The 18,821-nt window shown below is 66.0% G+C and carries 16 protein-coding genes; 8 read left to right on the top strand and 8 right to left on the bottom strand.

The genetic code is table 11. The features are described from left to right. Positions 1-152 precede the first annotated feature (152 nt). From rpmB to ICJ04_RS17485, 6 genes are all read left to right on the top strand, one after another. Complete coding sequence (gene rpmB, locus ICJ04_RS17510; protein WP_005411638.1) at positions 153-389, top strand: 50S ribosomal protein L28; 237 nt, start codon at positions 153-155, stop codon at positions 387-389. 10 nt (positions 390-399) lie between these two features. Further along, positions 400-564, top strand: a complete 165-nt coding sequence (rpmG, locus tag ICJ04_RS17505; RefSeq protein ID WP_042613882.1) for a 50S ribosomal protein L33 — start codon at positions 400-402, stop codon at positions 562-564. Between the two features lie 112 nt (positions 565-676). Continuing rightward, positions 677-2,095 (top strand): cardiolipin synthase, encoded by a 1,419-nt coding sequence (cls, locus tag ICJ04_RS17500; protein ID WP_188327384.1) that lies wholly within the window; start codon positions 677-679, stop codon positions 2,093-2,095. Between the two features lie 34 nt (positions 2,096-2,129). Beyond that, positions 2,130-3,533 (top strand): FAD/NAD(P)-binding protein, encoded by a 1,404-nt coding sequence (locus ICJ04_RS17495; RefSeq protein ID WP_188325429.1) that lies wholly within the window; start codon positions 2,130-2,132, stop codon positions 3,531-3,533. A gap of 9 nt (positions 3,534-3,542) precedes the next feature. After that, positions 3,543-5,732 (top strand): DNA helicase II, encoded by a 2,190-nt coding sequence (uvrD, locus tag ICJ04_RS17490; protein WP_188325428.1) that lies wholly within the window; start codon positions 3,543-3,545, stop codon positions 5,730-5,732. Between the two features lie 213 nt (positions 5,733-5,945). Then, entirely contained in the window at positions 5,946-8,945 is a 3,000-nt protein-coding gene (locus tag ICJ04_RS17485; RefSeq protein ID WP_188325427.1) for a hypothetical protein, read from the top strand. Between the two features lie 7 nt (positions 8,946-8,952). Here the strand turns inward: ICJ04_RS17485 and ICJ04_RS17480 are convergent, their stop codons facing one another. Continuing rightward, complete coding sequence (locus ICJ04_RS17480; RefSeq protein WP_188325426.1) at positions 8,953-9,666, bottom strand: ThuA domain-containing protein; 714 nt, start codon at positions 9,664-9,666, stop codon at positions 8,953-8,955. A gap of 130 nt (positions 9,667-9,796) precedes the next feature. On the opposite strand from ICJ04_RS17480, the gene ICJ04_RS17475 reads away from it, so the two are divergent. Then, entirely contained in the window at positions 9,797-10,243 is a 447-nt protein-coding gene (locus ICJ04_RS17475; RefSeq protein WP_188325425.1) for a universal stress protein, read from the top strand. A gap of 37 nt (positions 10,244-10,280) precedes the next feature. Here ICJ04_RS17475 and ICJ04_RS17470 read toward each other — a convergent pair whose 3' ends face one another. The 4 genes from ICJ04_RS17470 to ICJ04_RS17455 all read right to left on the bottom strand — a co-directional run bounded on the left by ICJ04_RS17470 (position 10,281) and on the right by ICJ04_RS17455 (position 12,305). Continuing rightward, the gene (locus ICJ04_RS17470) at positions 10,281-11,171 is read right to left on the bottom strand and encodes a CPBP family intramembrane glutamic endopeptidase (RefSeq protein ID WP_188325424.1); all 891 of its coding nucleotides are present in this window, start codon (positions 11,169-11,171) and stop codon (positions 10,281-10,283) included. Between the two features lie 26 nt (positions 11,172-11,197). Then, a complete protein-coding gene (locus ICJ04_RS17465) occupies positions 11,198-11,689 on the bottom strand; it encodes a helix-turn-helix domain-containing protein (RefSeq protein ID WP_188325423.1) in 492 nt (163 codons plus the stop codon). A gap of 69 nt (positions 11,690-11,758) precedes the next feature. Continuing rightward, complete coding sequence (locus tag ICJ04_RS17460) at positions 11,759-12,001, bottom strand: hypothetical protein (protein WP_188325422.1); 243 nt, start codon at positions 11,999-12,001, stop codon at positions 11,759-11,761. A 16-nt stretch (positions 12,002-12,017) separates the two neighbouring features. Continuing rightward, complete coding sequence (locus ICJ04_RS17455; protein WP_188327383.1) at positions 12,018-12,305, bottom strand: DUF2782 domain-containing protein; 288 nt, start codon at positions 12,303-12,305, stop codon at positions 12,018-12,020. A 97-nt stretch (positions 12,306-12,402) separates the two neighbouring features. On the opposite strand from ICJ04_RS17455, the gene polA reads away from it, so the two are divergent. Further along, on the top strand, positions 12,403-15,177 hold the full coding sequence (polA, locus tag ICJ04_RS17450) for a DNA polymerase I (RefSeq protein ID WP_188325421.1): 2,775 nt from the start codon (positions 12,403-12,405) through the stop codon (positions 15,175-15,177). A gap of 388 nt (positions 15,178-15,565) precedes the next feature. Here the strand turns inward: polA and hemF are convergent, their stop codons facing one another. From hemF to ICJ04_RS17435, 3 genes are all read right to left on the bottom strand, one after another. Beyond that, a complete protein-coding gene (gene hemF / locus ICJ04_RS17445) occupies positions 15,566-16,462 on the bottom strand; it encodes an oxygen-dependent coproporphyrinogen oxidase (protein ID WP_188325420.1) in 897 nt (298 codons plus the stop codon). Between the two features lie 238 nt (positions 16,463-16,700). Then, on the bottom strand, positions 16,701-17,984 hold the full coding sequence (locus ICJ04_RS17440) for a hypothetical protein (protein WP_188325419.1): 1,284 nt from the start codon (positions 17,982-17,984) through the stop codon (positions 16,701-16,703). 41 nt (positions 17,985-18,025) lie between these two features. Next, positions 18,026-18,586, bottom strand: coding sequence for a hypothetical protein (locus tag ICJ04_RS17435; RefSeq protein WP_188325418.1), 561 nt, complete (start codon positions 18,584-18,586; stop codon positions 18,026-18,028). Positions 18,587-18,821: the final 235 nt, after the last annotated feature.

Raw genomic sequence — 18,821 nt, 5'->3', positions numbered from 1 at the left:
TCCGGTTGATTCCGGGCGGCGGGGCCGGGAACACGTCCTCCGGTCCGCCCAGGTCAGCGTAACCCTTTGATTCTCTTGACGTGTGGTGGGCAACCATCGAGGCCGCCGTCGCCCGGGCTACGGGCTGACAACAACTACTATCGAGGTGCGCAATGTCCCGCGTATGCCAAGTTTCCGGCAAGCGAGTGCAGACGGGTAACAACGTCTCGCACGCCAACAACAAGACCCGTCGTCGTTTCCTGCCCAACCTGCACGAGCGCCGCTTCTGGGTTGCCAGCGAGAACCGCTGGGTCAAGCTTCGTGTTTCCGCGCATGCACTGCGCACCATCGACAAGAACGGTATCGACTCCGTTCTGGCTGAGCTGCGTGCGCGCGGCGAAAAGGTCTGAGGAGTAAATCATGGCAGGCAAGCGCGACAAGATCCGTCTGATTTCGACGGCCGGTACCGGCCACTTCTACACGACGGACAAGAACAAGAAGAACACCCCCGGGAAGATGGAATTCCTGAAGTACGATCCGGTCGTGCGCAAGCATGTCCCGTACAAGGAAGGCAAGATCAAGTAATCCTTGCGGATTACGGGTCTCCCCGAAGAAAGAACCCGCCGCGAGGCGGGTTTTTTTTTGCCTCCTTGCCGCCCGTGCCAGAATGCAGGTCGATGTTCCGACGGGCGATGCGATGCTGTTCGAGTGGATGCTGGGGTCATGGTTGTTGCTGCTGGACTGGTTGATCCGGCTGGCGGCGCTGTTCTGGATCCCCACCCGCACCACCCCGGGCGCAGCGCGCAGTTGGCTGCTGCTGGTGGGCTTCGTGCCGTTGCTGGGCCTGCCCCTGTATCTGCTGTTCGGCCATCCGTGGCTGTCCGCCGAGCGCGTGCGGCGTCAGGCCGAGGCCTCGCAGGTGATCCGCGAGGAACAGGCGCTGCAGGCCGCGCTGCGCTGGCAACCCTGCCCGGACACCGCGGTGGCCGAGGTGGTGCCGCTGGTGGAGCGCCAGGGCGACTTCATGCCGGTGCATGGCAATGCGCTCGACCTGCTGACCGGGTATGACGAGTCGCTGACCCATCTGATCGCCGACATCGACCAGGCCGAAGAGCGCGTGCACCTGCTGTACTACCTGATGTTCGATGATCGGGTCGGCGAGGCCATCGTGGAAGCGCTGCAGCGTGCCGCCGCGCGTGGCGTGCACTGCCGGTTGCTGCTGGACGCGGTGGGTGCCAAACGCGGCCTGCGCGCGTACCGCAAGCGCCTGCTGGCGCGCGACATCGACGTGCGCGCGATGTTGCCGGGTGGCCTGCGTTGGCGCCGCAGCGGACGCATGGATCTGCGCAACCACCGCAAGATCGCGGTGATCGACAACAAGGTCGGCTACATCGGCTCGCAGAACCTGGCCGATGCCGGTTTCGTGCCGGGCCATCCGAACCGGGAACTGGTGGCGCGCGTGCGCGGCCCCGCCGTGGCCCATCTGGAAGCGGTGTTCGCCAGCGACTGGTACATGGAAACCGGCCAGCGCCTGGACGTGATGGCCGATGTGCCGGTATGCACCGAGGACATCGCCACCCAGCTGCTGCCCAGCGGACCGGCGTATCCGTTCAGCAACGCACGCGATGCGGTCAACGCGCTGATCCACCTCGCCCGCCGCCGCATCGTGCTGGTAACGCCGTACTTCGTGCCTGATGAAGCCACGCTCAGTGCCCTGCGCATCGCAGCGCTGTCCGGCGTGGATGTGCAGCTGATCGTATCGGCCAGCAGCAATGCCGTGCTGACCGCCTGGGCGCAGGAGGCGTACTACGATGAACTGCTGCGCAGTGGCGTGCGCATCGCGTTGTACGAGCCCCACTTCCTGCATGCCAAGCACTTGAGCGTTGACGAGGACATCGCCTTGCTGGGGTCGATCAATCTCGATATTCGCTCGTTCGCGCTGAATGCCGAGATCGGCCTGCTGTGCTACGACCGCAAGATCGTGCGCCAGCTGCTGGACATCGAAGCGGAATACCTGCGCCACTCCCGCCCACTGGAACTGGACCAGTGGCGCAGGCGTGCCGCCTGGCGTCGCAGCCGTGAAGGCATCGCCCGCCTGGCCGACGCGCTCATGTAAAGGCAGCCCGCTGCCCATCGCCTACAATCGAGTCATGAACGATCAAGCGCATCCACACCGCATCGACCTGGCCATCATCGGGGGCGGCGCCGCCGGCGTGATGGTCGCCCTGCAGGCGCTTCGCCATGCGCGCCACCCGCTGCAGCTGCAGCTGTTCGAGCCCGCTTCCACGCTGGCCGAAGGCATCGCCTACGCCACCCGCGTGCCGCAGCACCTGCTCAACGTACCGGCCGGGCGGATGAGCGCGCTGCCGGACCAGCCGGCGGACTTCGTCGAGTATCTGCGCGCGGTGGCGGCCTATCCGCAGGATGACGACGCAACCCTCGCCACCCGCTTCGTCTCGCGTCATCACTACGCGGCCTACCTGCGGCAGCGTCTGTCCGAGGCGCAACAGACCAGCGTCGCGCAGCTTGAGGTGGTGCAGCAGCCGATACTTGCGCTCCGTCGTGCCGACGATGGGCTCCAGCTGCAGTTCGGCGACGGGCGTACGGCGATCGCGCGGCAGGTTGTCCTGGCCTGCGGCAACAGCGTCCGCCCGATGCCCGTGGCCGGTGCCGATGCCCTGCCGCACGAGCAGGTCGCAGAAGCCTGGGACTACGATGGCGTGCGCCTGCTGGCGGGTGACGACGCGATCGGCATCATCGGCTCCGGGCTGAGCATGGTGGACAGCGTGTTGGCCCTGTCGGCGGCGGGGCAGACCGGTGTGATCCATGTGTTCTCCCGCCACGGCCTGCTGCCCCTGCCGCATGCGCATGGCGCCGCAGCGGAGTTCGACCCGCAGCCCTTGCTCGCCCTGTCGCTGCGCGGCCGCATGCGTGCTCTGCGCCAGCACGCCCGCGATGCGGCCGCGCGTGGCATTCCCTGGCAGAGCGTGATGGAACGCATCCGTCCGCTCGGCCAAGCGCTGTGGCAAAGCCTGGATGCTGCCGACCAGCGCCGCTTCCTGCGCCACGTTGCGCGGCAGTGGGATGTGCATCGGCACCGGATCGATCCCGATGTACACGCCCACCTGCGCGACGCGATGCGCGACGGGCGCCTGCTGCAGCACCGTGCGCGGCTGCGGGGCGTGGTGGAAACCGAAGACGGCCTGCAGCTGGCGGCGCACAGCGCCCAGGACACGCTGCGGCATTGGCACCTTGGTGCCCTGGTCAACGCCACGGGCGTGGAGACGCGTGCCGATGGCCTGCGCAATCCCCTGCTGCGGCAGCTGCTCGCCGAGGGGTTGGCGCGGCCCGGTCCGCACGGACTGGGTGTGGACAGCGCGCCGCAGGGTGACCGGCTGCTCGATGCAGACGGCACGGCCCACGCGGATATCGCCGTGCTCGGCAGCCTGCGCATAGGCACCCTGTGGGAGAGCCTGGCCGTGCCTGAACTGCGTCAGCAAGCGCAGAACGCCGCGCGTCACGCCGTGCAGGAGCTCGAAGCAGCGATGCCGTAAAATGGGGGCATGGATGTCTCCCACTTGCTTGATGGCCTGAACCCGGCCCAGCGCGATGCCGTTTCCGCCCCTCCCGGCCACCACCTGGTGCTGGCCGGTGCCGGCTCCGGCAAGACGCGCGTACTGACCCACCGCATTGCGTGGCTGCACGAAGTATTCGGCGTGCCGACCCATGGCATCTTCGCGGTGACCTTCACCAACAAGGCCGCCGGCGAGATGCGGCACCGCATCGACGCGCAGCTGCCCAATGGCAGTCGCGGCGCGTGGATCGGCACCTTCCACGGACTGGCCAACCGCCTGCTGCGCCTGCATTGGGCGGACGCCAAGCTGCCCGATTCCTTCCAGGTGATGGATTCGGATGACCAGCTGCGGCTGGTCAAGCGGGTCGTGCAGGCGCTTGAACTGGATGATGGCAAGTACCCGCCCAAGCAGATCGCCTGGTGGATCAACGAGCAGAAGGACGAGGGCCGGCGGCCGCAGCACATCCAGCCCGAGCCGCATGACGCGTGGCTGGACACCATGCGCCAGGCCTACATCGAGTACCAGGCGCGCTGCGACCGCGCCGGCCTGGTCGACTTCGCCGAGCTGCTGCTGCGCGCCCACGAGCTGCTGCGTGACAACCCGGCCCTGCTGGCCCATTACCGCGCTCGCTTCCGCGAGATACTGGTCGACGAATTCCAGGACACCAACTCCATCCAGTACGCCTTCGTGCGGGTGCTGGCGGGCGACACCGGACATGTCTTCGTGGTCGGTGACGATGACCAGGCGATCTACGGCTGGCGCGGTGCCAAGGTGGAAAACGTGCAGGGGTTCCTGCGTGATTTCCCCGGCGCGCAGACCATCCGCCTGGAGCAGAACTACCGGTCCACCGCCAACATCCTCGGCGCCGCCAACGCGGTCATCGCGCACAACCCGGACCGCATCGGCAAGGAGCTGTGGACCGACAGCGGCGACGGTGACCCGATCGATCTGTACGCGGCCTACAACGAGATGGACGAGGCGCGCTACGTCGTCGAACGCGCACGTCAGTGGGTGCGCGATGGCGGCAGCCACGGCGAAGTGGCGGTGCTCTACCGCAGCAATGCGCAGTCGCGCGCGCTGGAAGAAGTCCTGCTGAGCGAGCAGGTGCCTTACCGCGTTTATGGTGGCATGCGTTTCTTCGAGCGCGCGGAAATCAAGGACGCGTTGTCTTACCTGCGGCTGCTGTCCAATCGCAACGACGACGCAGCGTTCGAGCGCGCGGTCAACACGCCCACGCGCGGCATCGGCGATCGCACCCTCGACGAAGTGCGCCGCGAAGCGCGCGCGCAGGGTATTTCGCTCTGGGAAGCCACCATGCTGGTCACCCAGGGCAGCGCGCTGGCCGGGCGTGCACGCAACGCACTGGCCGGTTTCCTGATGCTGGTCAACGAACTGCAGGCGCAGACCGCAGAGATGACGCTCGCCGAGCGCATCGACCACGTGCTGTCGCGCTCGCTGCTTCGCGAACACTGGAGCAAGGAAAGCCGCAACGCGCTGGATTCGGAGTCCCGCACCGACAACCTCGACGAACTGGTCTCGGTGGCGTCGCGCTTCGTGCGTCGTGCCGATGATGTCGAGGAAGTCGAAGACATGGACGAGCTGGTCGCCTTCCTCGCCTATGCAGCGCTGGAGGCGGGTGAAGGCCAGGCACAGGCCAATGAAGACGGCGTACAGCTGATGACGCTGCACTCGGCCAAGGGGCTGGAATTCCCGCTGGTGTTCCTGGCCGGCATGGAAGATGGCTTGTTCCCGAGTGCGCGCTCGCTGGAAGAAAGCGGGCGCCTGGAAGAAGAGCGTCGGCTTGCCTATGTGGGCATCACCCGCGCACGGCAGAAGCTGGTGCTCTGCTACGCCGAATCACGGCGCATCCATGGCCAGGACAACTACGGTGTGCCATCGCGGTTCCTGCGCGAGATCCCGCGTGAATTGCTCCATGAAGTGCGGCCGAAGGTGCAGGTGTCACGGCCTTCTTCGCTGGGCGCCAGCCGCAATGCCGGCCACGCGTCGCTGGACGTGCCGCCGATGAAGCTGGGCACGCTGGTCACGCATCCGAAGTTCGGCGAAGGCATGGTCACTGATTACGAAGGCAGCGGTTCGCACGCGCGCGTGCAGGTCGAGTTCGCTGACGCCGGTAGCAAGTGGTTGGTGATGGCGTATGCGAATCTGACGGCGGCATGACACCCGCGCAGCGGCCCGGTGGATTTATTTGATGAATCGAAGGCGGCGTTTGTGAAAGCCGGTGGCGATTCACACCTGCATTGTGTCCCGCCGTAAACGCCGGAACTGTCCATGCTATCGCCCACCCGCGCCGCCGCGGCTGCTCATGCTCCCCACCCGTCTGTGAGACAGGAGCAGGAGCCAACCGCAGGCCCGTCATCGGCTCCCCATCAGGTGGCCAATGCGGCGGCGCTGCCACGAAACGCACCGCCCATCCTCGATCTCACCGGTGCGAAAGCCATCAAGTGGCAGGGCGCCGGTAGTGGAGCGGCGATAAGGATCGAACTCAATCGCGAACAGTGGCGGGTAAAGCAGAGCGATTGCAGTGCGCAGGAAGTAGCGATGGCCAAGCTGTTCCAGCTGACCGGCCTGACTGTGCCGGAAACCGCGCTGGCCAGCCCGCTCAGCACGCAGGCCGGTGCCGCGCCCAGCGTCGCGTCGCGCTTTGAGGAAGCGTTCTATGACCTCGGCACATTTCTCACCACAGAGCACGCGCTGGCACGGGTAAGCAAAAACGATCCGCAAGCCGCGCAGCGTTATTCCGCACTGCAGCTCGCGCATCAGGATGCGACCGCAGCATGTGGCCAGTTGCTTGCACAGGCCAACGTTGCCCAGCCATGGGAGTTGCCCCCTGAGCTGCATGCGGCACATGCCAAATCTGATAAGGCACGCTTCGACGCGCTGGAGCGCATGAACCGTATGCTGCCCACTGCGCTGCGCTGTGAACAGCTGCGTCACTATGTTGCCTCTCGCTGGCTGGCCAACTGGGATCAGCTGAACTACCGGATGGAGAATTTCGGCTACACGATGCGTAATGGTGAGCCAGTGGGAATGAGCCTGGACTTCGGTGCCTGCGGACCGCTGGGTTTCCGCAACCTGCGCACCGGCGTGATGATGCCCAAAGAGGCGAGCAAGGATGTGGCGATCTGCCAGCGACCGCCGTCCCTGTTCCCGATGCCACCTGCCTTCAAGGTCTACGCAGATGAATTCGATGCAATGGGCTGTGACCCCGGCCCGCTGCACGACACACTGCGCTGGCCGTACGGTTTCCAGTCTGAAACCATTGCCGAGCTTTTCCGTCCGCCAGCGGACCCCGATTCGGCCGTCTGCGACACCTTGGCTGAGATGGGGTACAGGCTCTCGCTGATTCCCGAAATGGCCATCGGCGCGGTGACCGAAACGTACTGGCAACCACCGGCACAAGCGCGACCCAACGCATGGCCCGATCCTTCAGTACTTACCGTGCTGTTGAGCGAGCGCCGTGACGCGATGCTGAGGCGATTCGACAGTGTGCAGCTGGTGGACTGGGTCCAGGCAGATCCCACACGTGCGCAGCGGGTGAGAAAGGAGATGTCCGAGGCGATGCAGCCCCTGATGCAGACTTCAACGGGCTACGACGCAGAACGCATGATCGAGGCCCGACACGAAGCGCTGCTACGCACTGTCGAGCCCTGCGCGGTGCCGACGCTCAACAGCATGCATCGCGAAATTCGTTCGTTGCAGGCGTTCCATAATGCGGTGAGCCGATTGGGCGACGGGCTTACTACAGGTGACGACAAGGTGGTCAGCGCAGCCGCCGCCGAGCTCATGTCACCGGATGTGTATCAGTCACTGCTGCAGAGTCTGGATTTTGGGCCTGGCTACCAGCCACATAGCGTCGCTGCGTTCACCGCCAACCAGGACTGGCTGCTGCTGATGCGCAAGCTGGTACAAGAGCGGCGAGTCGATGCGAAGGCGGTGGCTGCGTTGCTGATGACGCCGATAGAGTACGCTGCCTATCCCGCCAGTGTCGGCTTTCATACTGTCGACCGTCCCGAGGTAGGCATGGCCTTCATCCAGTTGCTGGAAGCGCTGATTGAAGTCCCCAACGGCGTGACGCGCGAGGTGATACGCGCTCAGCTGCTGAAAGCCAAGCAGCCCGGGACAGCCAACTACTTTTCGGCGCTGCTGCAGTCCGACGCGGCGCAAGGCTGGATCGACCGCCTCAAGGCTTCGCAGTTGTGGCCGTCATCGGCCGAGGTAAGCGAGCACAGGTCGCTGCACGCAGCCAACATGTTCAAGTTGAGGTCCGGCATGTTCAAGCTGCGAAACGCAGTGCTGGGCAGTGATACGTCCCTTGGCGAGACCAATTTCTCGGTGGTGCGCGCCAAGATGGAGCTTCAGCAGCTTGTCGAGGAAGTAGACCTCGCTTATTGCCCGGCCAAGCAGTTGCTGCTGGAGTCCAAGCTGTTCCGGCAGGACGTTTTCTCTAAAGTCACACTGGTCTCTTATGACGAGTTGAATTCCCTCGATCACGCCGTGACCGACGCGGTTGGAGAGGCATGGAGGGATGCGCTGCGCAAGTATCCGGCGCTACGCGGGGTCCCTGTGCCTGCAAGCTTGTTGGAGCAGCAGCAACAAGAGGCCGCGCGAGGGTATACCGAGCAGATGCAGGCGGACCGTCATGGCCCTGCCTCCACCCGGATCCAGGGTGCGTGGAAGCGCTATGAAGCGCAGGTGCTGGCGCAGCCGCAGATGACCCGCAGTGAGCGGGGCCTGGCGTGGAAACAGTGCATCGAGCAGGCCGCAGATGAGATCGGTTCCATGGTGAGCGGTCGCGAGATTCCCATCGTTCCGCAGGTGGAGACCGCCTCCATCGCATCGCAGGTGCACACACACGCGGCCCGCCAAGCCAGTGAGGCTGCAGCGGTTCAGGCAGCGGAACAGGCCCAGAGCCAAGCGCAGAAACAGGCTGCCGCGCAGGCGAGCCAGCAGGCAAGAGAGTCGGCGCAGTCCCACGCAGCGGAGCAGGCGAAGAAGGCGGTGCCGTCCTTGGCGGCGACTGCCGTGGCGGCGCATGCGCAGGCAGCGGCGGCCAAGGCTGCGCAGAAACACGCTGCGGACAAAGCGGCACATGAAGCCGCATCGCGTGCGGCGCGCGACACGGCGATAAGCAACATCCAGTTCAAGGACGAAGTGAATACCCGCTTGGCCCTGCTGCGCGCGCCGGACGTGCAGGGCGTCGCGTCCTCGTCGCGACAGACCACCGCGCAGATCGCGCAGCGCCTGACCGCACTGCAGGACGATCGCCTGAACGAGCCACTGGAAGCACGCCTGCGGGCCCTGCGTGACCCACCTGCGGCGGCAGGCGCATCGGCTGGGCGTACTCGCATTGCACTGCGCGAGAAGAAATAGCCAGGCGTCAGCAGCGAGGCGTCATGCCGGTGGCGTACGCCAGACCCCGCCGCAGCAGGGCCTGCACGTTGGCATCGGCGTATACCGTCGCATCGTGGCCGAAGCCGGTGTACCAGCTGCGGCCCTTGCCCATCGCCCGGCACCAGGCGATGGGGTGGTCCTCGCCCATGCTGCCGCCCTCGTAACGGAATTCATCCACCGTCGCCAGCACCTGCACGAAAGGCCGCGGATTGCGGCGGTAGTTGTAGATCTCGTCGGTCAGGGTCCACTGCACGGGTTCGACAGCGTCCCCTTCCAGGATGACGTGTGTCGTCTGCAGGCCAGGTGGATGCTTGTCGAACCAGGCGCCGACCAGTTCGCCATACCAGGGCCAGTCGTACTCGGTGTCAGCGGCCGAATGCAGCCCGAGGTACCCGCCGCCGCCTTCGATGTAGGCCTGCAACGCCGCCTGCTGGGGGGCATCGAGCACATCACCGGTGGTATTGGCGAACACCACCGCCTTGTACGGGGCGAGGGTGGCCGCAGTGAAGATCGTACTGTCTTCGCTGTGGTCGGTACGCAGGTGCTGGTCACTCGCCAGCTGGCGCAGTGTATGCACGGCGACCGGGATCGACTCATGGCGAAATTTGGCGGTGCGGGTGAACACCAGGATCGCGTCGTCGGCTGCGGCCGGCAGCGGCAGCAGCACGAGACACAGACACCACAGCAGAGCTCGTCGCATGCGGCCGATCATGCCACGGCCTGCCGGGCAGGCCATGCTGCACTGCACTGATCCAGCTCAAGGCGCGGCCTGCACATTATCTGTGCAATGGTGATATTCCCACCTGGCCCATCCCGCAAGGAGTCCCGCCATGTACAAACGCATCCTGATCGCCACCGATGGTTCGGAGCTGGCTGAAAAAGGTCTTATGAAAGGGCTCGAACTGGCCAAGGACCTGTCCGCCGAAGTGGACATCGTGACCGTGTCCGAACCATGGGCCGTCGGCATGTACGACGCCATGGGCTGGAGCGTGGGCTACATGAACAGTCCCGAGTACAAGGCGGATCGCGAAGAAAGCGCGCAGAAGATCCTGCAGCCGGCCGTCGCCAAGGCGGAAGCCTACGGCGTGCGTGCGAACGCCGTGCACGTGCTGGACCGCTACGCCGCCGATGGCGTGATCGATATTGCCGACGAGCGCAGCACCGATCTGATCGTAATGACCTCGCATGGGCGACGCGGCGTGACACGTGTGCTGCTGGGCAGTCAGACGGCCGAGGTACTGGCCCGTAGTTCGGTGCCGGTACTGGTCATCCGTTGATCGTCAGCGGACCGAGGTCCGCCGGCTGACGTCGGTTCTATCGTGCGAAGCGGCCCATCCGCCACGCCCACCACATGACCAACGCGCCGATGGCAAGGCAGACGGCCAGGCCGGGCAGCGAAGCCTCTGGGCCGAAGGCACCGCCGGTGAGCCATTCCGGCATGCCCGGAACGGCCGTGCTGCGTGCGATCGCTGGGCCCAGTTCGCTGCCCGATACGGCGGCACCGAAGACATAGCCCTGCGTGAAGTTCCAAGCGGCGTGCACGCCTATCGACATCCAGATACGCCCGGTCAGGGCGTAGAAGGCAGACAGCATGATGCCCGCCTCCAGGGCGATGCAGACCGCAGCAAAGACGGTGGCGTTCGGATTGGGCATGTGGCCGAAGCCAAACAGCGCCGCAGAGACGGCAAAGGCGATCCAAGGTCCAAAGGCGCGCCAGACCAGACGCAGCAGGATGGCGCGCAGCATCAACTCTTCGATGACCCCCGCCTGCAGCGCTTTGCCGGCGGCGATCCAGGCCGGCGCAGGGCCGGTAAACGTGATGTCGTACAGGCTGCATACGGCCATGATCGCCATCACCGCGGCGAACATCGCCGCACCGAGCAGCAGTCCCAGCAGCAGCTCGGGCAGCAACGGCCGCAGCGCGATCTCCGACGGGCGGCGTCCCTCACCGAACCGCACCGCCAAGGCATAGATTCCCAAACCGACCAGCACCGAGCCGACATAGCCCAGCAGTTGCGCTGGCCCGCTTGTCTTCGGCAGCAGGGTACCCAGCAGTTGGCCGGTGGACATCGAACTCATCACCACCAGTACGAACAGCGCCACCACCCAGGCAAGTGCGCGCAACCAGCGGAAGCGGCCGGGCCGCAGTACGCGCTGGTCGCCCAGCTGGATCGGGTGCACGCGGGAACAGAGAGAGGTCGCCATCAGGTACATCCTCGGGTGCGGTTGAGTCAGGGATTTGCGGAAGCGTCGTCCGGCAGCGTCGCCGCGGCGGCCGCGATGCGCTCGCCATAGGGGCGCTGGTGCAGGGCCGTGATGGCTTCGTCGAGCAGCACCGACAACGGCGAAGACAGCTCGGCGTCCAGCTGGGCGGCGGCTGCATTGGTGGCCGCCCATTGGCGCTGCAGCGCCGGGATCATCTTCACTGCCTTGGGCGTCAACGCGACGATACGCTCGCGCGCATCGACTCCGGGCCTCAGGGCCAGCAGGCGGGTCGCGCGCATCTGTGCAACGGTCTGGCTGACGGCCGAATGGCTGATCCCGATCTGCAGCGCCAGCGTTTTGATCGATACCGGGCCCAACCGCATCAGCGCACGCAGCAGCGGGGTGTAGCGGGGCCGCCATTCCAGCCCGGCCGCCACGTAGACCGACTCCACCTCACCGTCGAGCAGCTCGATCAGATGGCGGACCAGGGTACCGAGGGTGGCGGTGGGCAATGACATGCAGCGAATGTATAAGCACTGTTATATATCCGCAACAGGACAAAGGTCACGGTGCGTCGCTGCACCGATTCAGTCGCGAAGTTTCAGGGTCTGCGATTCATCCAGGCTGCCGTCACCCTGCAGCACCACATAGCGCTCACCGCTGCGATCGAACAGCACCGGGATGGGTTCGCGGAACAAAGGCCGGCGCACGAAACGCAGCTGCCAGCCGAAATGCTCAAGGGTCTGTACTGCGGCCAGCTGTTCGCCGGTCAGCCCTTGGCGAAGGGCGACCTGGTCGAGGGCAGCGTTGCGGCGGTCGGCGGTACTCATCGCAGGAAAGCAGGCATTACCAGCTGTAGAGCTTCCAGTACACAGGGGACACCCCGTCCTTGGAATTATCCATTCGGCCATCGCCGTTCTGGTCGTACATGTAATACGGCGCGCCACGTGCCGGGGTTACCTTGACCATGCGCAACTGGCCGGACACGCGGTATTCCTCCACCACGTCGCCATTGTCCAGCGTGCGCTGGGCAACCTCGGCACCGGCCACGTCGACCGGCGGCATGCCGGCACCGCCGGACGTCGCGCAGCCTGCAAGCAGGAGCGCCAGGACCAGCGGGGTGGCAGGCATCATGCGTTTCATGGACGGGACTCCTGGGCCGGACGGGGACGGTGATTATGCCCCACCCGGTGTGGGCGCCGTGCATGCCATGGGCGCGTAGAATCGTCGCATGAGCAGATTAGTCCTTATCGACGGGTCCAGTTACCTGTATCGCGCGTTCCACGCGCTGCCGCCCCTGTCCAATCCGCAGGGTGAACCCACAGGTGCGCTGTTCGGCGTGGTCAACATGCTGCGGTCGACATTGAAAGAGCGCCCCGCGTTCGTGGCGTTCGTGGTCGATGCGCCCGGCAAGACCTTCCGCGACGACCTGTACGACCAGTACAAGGCCAACCGCCCGCCGATGCCCGATGAGCTGCGCAGCCAGATCGAGCCGATGTGCCGGATCGTCGAGGCGCTCGGCATCAGCATCCTGCGCATTCCCGGCGTGGAAGCCGACGATGTGATCGGCACGCTTGCCCTGCAGGGCGTCGCGCGCGATCTGTCGGTGACCATCTCGACCGGCGACAAGGACTTCGCCCAGCTGGTGCGGCCGGGTATCGAACTGGTCAACACCATGACCGGCAGCCGGATGGATTCCGACGCGGCGGTGATGGAAAAGTTCGGCGTACGCGCCGACCAGATCGTCGACCTGCTGGCGTTGATGGGCGACACCGTGGACAACGTGCCGGGCGTGGACAAGTGCGGCCCCAAGACCGCAGCGAAATGGTTGGCCGAGTACCAGCACCTGGACGGCGTGATGGCCGCCGCGACTGGCATGAAGGGCAAGATCGGCGAGAACCTGCGTGCCGCACTGGAGCGACTGCCGCTGAACCGCGAGCTGGTGACCATCCGCACCGACGTCGCCCTGGATGCCGGCCCGCAGGACCTGCCGCTGCGCGAGCGCCATGTTGACGACCTGCGCGAGCTCTACGCACGGTACGGTTTCACCCAGGCACTGAAGGAACTGGAAGGCAGCGCGGGTTTGCCGCCTACCGTCAGCGAGGTAGTGCCAAGCCTGCGCGGCACCGCGGCGGGTTTCGCGCGTGGCGCGGGCGAGGAAGCTGCAGTCGCTGACGTGGACCCGTCGCTGTCGGTGCCCGGCGAGTATGAGACCGTGCTCGAACCGCAGCAGCTACAGGCCTGGGTGGAGCGGCTGCAGCAGGCGGAGCTGATCAGCTTCGATACCGAAACCGATGCGCTGGATGCCATGCGCGCGCGGCTGGTGGGCATCAGCCTGGCCGTGGAGCCGGGCAAGGCGGCTTACATCCCGCTGGGTCATGACTACCCTGGCGCGCCGGCGCAGTTGCCGATGCAGCAGGTGCTCGATGCGCTGCGTCCGGCGCTGGAAGACGCAAAGAAGAAGAAGCTGGGCCAGCACGGCAAGTACGACCTGCATGTGCTGCGTCGCCACGGCATCGCGGTGCAGGGCTACCACGACGACACCATGCTGGAGAGTTTCGTACTGAACTCCACGGCCACCCGCCACGACATGGATTCGCTGGCCCAGCGCTACCTGGGCTACACGACGATCAAGTTCGAAGACGTGGCCGGCAAGGGCGCCAAGCAGATTTCGTTCTCGCAGGTGGGGATCGACGAAGCCAGCCGCTACGCTGCAGAGGACGCCGACGTGACCTTGCGCCTGCACCACGCGCTGCGCCCGCAGCTGGCGGCGGTGCCGAGCCTGGACGAGGTGTATCGCGACATCGAGATGCCGCTGGTACCGGTGCTGACCCGCATCGAGGCCCATGGCGTGCAAGTGGACATGGCGGAGCTGCGGCGACAGAGCCAGGACCTGTCCACGCGCATGCTGGCCGCCCAGCAGAAGGCCACCGAGCTGGCCGGCCGCAGCTTCAACCTGGATTCGCCCAAGCAGCTGCAGGCGGTGTTGTTCGACGAGCTGAAGCTGCCTGCGCTGGTGAAGACGCCCAAGGGCCAGCCGAGCACCAACGAAGAGGCACTGGAAGCGATCGCCGAGCAGCATGAACTGCCGCGGGTGATCCTGGAGTACCGCGGGCTGGCCAAGCTGCGCAGCACCTACACCGACAAGCTGCCGGAAATGATCAACGCCGATACCGGCCGCGTACACACCAGCTATCACCAGTCAGGCGCCGCCACGGGCCGCCTGTCGTCATCCGACCCGAACCTGCAGAACATCCCGATCCGAACGGAAGACGGCCGCCGTATCCGCCGCGCGTTCATCGCGCCGGAAGGCAAGCTGTTGTTGGCGGCCGACTACTCGCAGATCGAACTGCGGATCATGGCGCACCTGTCTGGCGACCCCGGTCTGGTGGGGGCATTCGAACAGGGCGCGGACGTGCACCGCGCCACCGCGGCAGAAGTGTTCGGTCGTTCCCTGGAGGAGGTCACCAGCAACGAGCGACGTGCCGCGAAGGCGATCAACTTCGGGCTGATGTACGGCATGAGCGCCTTCGGATTGGCGCGCAACCTGGGCATCGACCGCGGGCAGGCGCAGGACTACGTGGCGCTGTACTTCAGCCGCTACCCCGGCGTGCGCGATTTCATGGAGAGGATGCGGCAACAGGCGCGTGAGCAGGGCTACGTGGAAACGCTGTTCGGCCGACGCCTGTACCTGAACGACATCAACGCACGCAACCAAGGGCTGCGGGCAGGCGCGGAGCGTGCCGCGATCAATGCGCCGATGCAGGGCACGGCGGCGGACATCATCAAAAAGGCGATGGTGAAGGTGGATACCTGGCTTCGCGAGTCGGCCGCGCCGGCGAAGATGATCCTGCAGGTGCACGATGAACTCGTCTTCGAATGCGAGGCCGGCTACATCGACGAGCTGCGTACCGAGGTCGTCAAACACATTTCGCAGGCAGCTCAGTTGCGGGTTCCGCTGGTGGTCGACACGGGCCATGGACTCAACTGGGACGAGGCGCATTGAAGCCTGAATACGTCTGCTGCCGCGACAGTCTGACTAAACGATGAATATTGCACGGGGCAGGAAAGGCTAAATGGGCCGCCTTCACGATTCATCAATGTTCGTAGTGCTTTTATAGCCATCAACAGGCGCAACGCCTGTTGTGGATCTCTCCCATCCCCTGGAGAAGATCTTGGAACGGGGGCTCCTCCCCAAGCACCCGTTCCCCGGCCCCGTTGACCTCCCCCTGGTCAGCGGGGCTTTTTATTTCCAGCCCCGGTACGCAGCGCCGACTGATGGCGCCGACCGGTAGAGCCGACCGGTAGAGCCGACTTCAGTCGGCTGGCTTCGACTGTCTCCGGCTGTCGTCCCCCCGCCATCACCCATTACAGCCGCGCCACCGCCCCCTGCCTCACACCCAGTCGCGCGGCACCAGGTAATCCGCGAGCCGCGCCTCGGCACTGCCGGCCTCCGGCTCGAACCCGTACTCCCAGCGTACGCGCGGCGGCAGGCTCATCAGGATGCTTTCGCTGCGGCCACCGCTCTGCAGCCCGAACAACGTGCCGCGGTCGTAGACCAGGTTGAACTCCACGTAGCGGCCCCGGCGGTACAGCTGGAACTCGCGCTCGCGCTCGCCATGCACGGTGTCCTTGCGGCGCTGCACGATCGGCAGGTAGGCATCGAGGAAGCCATCACCGACCGCACGCAGGTAATCGAAATCCCGCTCGAAGTCGCCGTGCAGGTCATCGAAGAACAGCCCGCCGACGCCACGCGTCTCGTTGCGGTGGCGCAGGAAGAAGTATTCATCGCACCAGCGCTTGTGGGCGGGATACCGCTCCGGCCCGAAGGGCGCGCACAGGTCGCGGGCGGTGCCGTGCCAGTGCTGCACGTCTTCGTCGAAGGGGTAGAACGGCGTCAGGTCGAAGCCGCCGCCGAACCAGCTGGCTACCGTCTCACCATCGCGCTGCGCCTGGAAGAAGCGCACGTTGGCGTGGGTGGTCGGCACCATGGCGTTGAGCGGATGGAACACCAGCGACACGCCAGTGGCCCGCCAGGTGGCGCCCGCCAGCTCCGGACGGTTGGCCGATGCGGAAGGCGGCAGGCGGCTGCCGGCCACGTCGGAAAAGCCGATGCCGGCCTGCTCGAACACCGCGCCATCGCGCAGGATACGGGTGCGGCCACCGCCCCCCTCGGCGCGCTGCCACTGGTCTTCCTGGAATCGAGCCTGGCCGTCGGCGCCCTCGATGGCGGCGCAGATGCGGTCCTGCAGGTCGGTGAGGTAGGCGCGTACACGGTCGAATTCGTTCATGCCGTGCAGTTTAGCCGGTGCCCGTCACCCGCTGCAGGCCGGCATCCTGACGGTAGCGCCGAGCCGCGCTCGGCGGAGTGGCTCAGGCACCGAGGTGCCCGACGCAGGCCCGCATCCTGACGGTAGCGCCGAGCCGCGCTCGGCGGAGTGGCTCAGGCACCGAGGTGCCCGACGCAGGCCGCGCTGCGCGCTCGCCGAGCGTGGCCCGGCACTACCGACCTGCATCACCGCAGGCGGCTTACCGCTTATGGTTGCGAGTGCGCGCAGGCGCCTCAGGTTCGGCCACGTCGTCGGCTGCTTCCTGCAGCATCCGGCCCATCGCGATCATGTCCCAGTTGGTCGTGGCCAGGACGTCGCAGGCCACGGCCGTGCCGCTGGCATCGGCCTTGCACAGGTGCTCCAGGGCTGCACGCGCGTCCACCTCGGCACTGCTGTCCTGCGCGCTGACCAGGTTCTCGCAGCCTTCGCGCACACCGGCACGGCATACCGTCTGGTAGTGCGTGGCGGCCTGCGGCCACTTTTCGTCCAGCGCCAGCTGGTTCCCCAGCACGTTGCAGCCCTGCAGCCGCCCCGCTGCGCAGCACGCCTCCGCCGCGCCCTCAGCGGTCGCACCAGGGCAATCCTGCGGCAGCGGCACGGCCTTGAACACCACGGCCGGGCTGCACTGCGCAGCACCGCCGACGCGGCGGTAGACCCGCATCTGCGTCCAATCGTCCATGCCGACCAGATGCCCACCGGCCAACGCCTTGAACACGAAGTCGCCGCCCTTGTCGTGGCGGATCCGGATCGCGCCGTCTTCCAACCGTGCCCGGGCATGGTCACCGAGGCCGAACCCCGCCAGCCCGCCATCGCCGAACTCCAGCGTATCCAGCATGCCGCCTTCGCTGCTGTACTCGCCGCAGGGGACCGCAGTGGCAGGCAGCGGCCGCGGCGCGGTGCCCAGTGACTGCAGCGGTGCGTGCAGTTCACAGGCGCTTTCATCGCCACCCGCGCAGCCGGCCTTCAGCGCGGCCAGCGCCGTGTCGTAGCTGCCGGCCGTCCACTGCGCCTGCGCGACCTCGCGGCAGAACTCCCCTTCCGGGTGTGCCAGGCAAAGCTGCTGCAGTGTCTGCCGGCGTGCAGCCGGCAGTACGATCTGCCGCTGGTCGAAGATACCGACGAGGGCCATCCCCATCGCCTTGGACAGGGCCGCCTTGGCTGCCTCCTCGCACGCCTGCTCATCGAAGGCAGGATCCGCTTCCTTGCACACAGCGGGTTCCTGCAGCACCGGGTCATCATTCTGCGGGCGCGTGTCGGCACTGCGCGCCTCACTGGTCCACTCGCGCAGCAGCCCGCTGCACGCGGCCATCGTGCCCTGCTCGCACCAGCGCTGCAGTTGCGGTGCTTCGGCGGTGTACAGCTGGTTACCGCAGGTGGCGTCGTCATACACCGCGCAGTCCTGCGCAGCGAGGCTGCCCGTGGCGGCCAGCAGGGCAAAGGGGAGCAACGCGCGCAGCAGGCGCACAGGCGTTTTCAGTGACATGGGGGACTCCAGGGAAAACAGAAAAAGACAGAGCAACGGCTTCAGTAGCGCGAACGGATATCCGGACGCATCAATCGCCACGCCAGCCAGCCCTGCAGCGCGGCGAACAGCACGCAGCTGCCGAGCACGGTGAAGGTGAACAGCAGGCGCTGGGCCTGCAGCTCTTCGACAACTGGCGCGTCACCCAGCTTCATGATCAGCGCGGCCGCCACGCGGTCAAGCCACCACGCCACGCCGATATTGCCGATGCCGGTGATGACCAGCAGCCAGACGTAACTGATCAGTCCCCATCGGGTGCCTTTGTAAAGGCCCCAGCTGGAGACCAGCGAAGGCACGCACACGGCGCCCATCAGCAGGCTGGTCAACACGAGGTGGGCCAGCATCCAGCGCAGGCTGCGTGGCCAGTCATGTTCGGTCGCGGCGTCCACCAGCAGCTGCCACGGATGGCTGGCACCCAGCGGCCAGGCCAGCAGCGCCTGGAACAGAAACCACAGCACCATCGCCGCGCAGACCAGCAACGTGGTCAGGGCCAGCGGACGCACGAAATCCGTGCGCGGCGGCGTCATGCGGGGAGCGCCGAGGGTAGGAGGGGCTGATGACATCCGGTGTCCTTGAGGCAGGCGCGCGCTGGAGATCAGCGCGTGGCGTAGAGGGTACGTGCGGCGGGCAGGATATGGCCTTCGCTCAGTGCTGCCAAGCACACCCCGTGGGGTGGGAGCAGGGGAATCCAGATCAGCTCGGCGATTTATGGCTTGGGAGCTGAATGGGTGGACGCTGCATGAAGATGCGCGATTTCTGGAAGTGCGCTGGGAGACCGTCGGTTTTAGTCAAGGCCTG

Source organism: Stenotrophomonas sp. 169, from assembly GCF_014621775.1.
Lineage (GTDB): Bacteria > Pseudomonadota > Gammaproteobacteria > Xanthomonadales > Xanthomonadaceae > Stenotrophomonas.
Note: the sequence above shows the minus strand (reverse complement) of the source record. Positions and strands in the feature narration are given on the sequence as shown.

Coding starts and splice junctions, on each gene's coding strand:
- ICJ04_RS17480 (WP_188325426.1), bottom strand. CDS start 9,666: ATGCGACGAGCTCTGCTGTGGTGTCTGTGTCTCGTGCTGCTGCCGCTG.
- ICJ04_RS17455 (WP_188327383.1), bottom strand. CDS start 12,305: ATGATGCCTGCCACCCCGCTGGTCCTGGCGCTCCTGCTTGCAGGCTGC.
- uvrD (WP_188325428.1), top strand. CDS start 3,543: ATGGATGTCTCCCACTTGCTTGATGGCCTGAACCCGGCCCAGCGCGAT.
- ICJ04_RS17465 (WP_188325423.1), bottom strand. CDS start 11,689: ATGTCATTGCCCACCGCCACCCTCGGTACCCTGGTCCGCCATCTGATC.
- polA (WP_188325421.1), top strand. CDS start 12,403: ATGAGCAGATTAGTCCTTATCGACGGGTCCAGTTACCTGTATCGCGCG.
- rpmB (WP_005411638.1), top strand. CDS start 153: ATGTCCCGCGTATGCCAAGTTTCCGGCAAGCGAGTGCAGACGGGTAAC.
- ICJ04_RS17460 (WP_188325422.1), bottom strand. CDS start 12,001: ATGAGTACCGCCGACCGCCGCAACGCTGCCCTCGACCAGGTCGCCCTT.
- ICJ04_RS17470 (WP_188325424.1), bottom strand. CDS start 11,171: ATGGCGACCTCTCTCTGTTCCCGCGTGCACCCGATCCAGCTGGGCGAC.
- cls (WP_188327384.1), top strand. CDS start 677: ATGCTGTTCGAGTGGATGCTGGGGTCATGGTTGTTGCTGCTGGACTGG.
- ICJ04_RS17435 (WP_188325418.1), bottom strand. CDS start 18,586: ATGTCATCAGCCCCTCCTACCCTCGGCGCTCCCCGCATGACGCCGCCG.
- ICJ04_RS17475 (WP_188325425.1), top strand. CDS start 9,797: ATGTACAAACGCATCCTGATCGCCACCGATGGTTCGGAGCTGGCTGAA.
- ICJ04_RS17495 (WP_188325429.1), top strand. CDS start 2,130: ATGAACGATCAAGCGCATCCACACCGCATCGACCTGGCCATCATCGGG.
- hemF (WP_188325420.1), bottom strand. CDS start 16,462: ATGAACGAATTCGACCGTGTACGCGCCTACCTCACCGACCTGCAGGAC.
- ICJ04_RS17440 (WP_188325419.1), bottom strand. CDS start 17,984: ATGTCACTGAAAACGCCTGTGCGCCTGCTGCGCGCGTTGCTCCCCTTT.
- rpmG (WP_042613882.1), top strand. CDS start 400: ATGGCAGGCAAGCGCGACAAGATCCGTCTGATTTCGACGGCCGGTACC.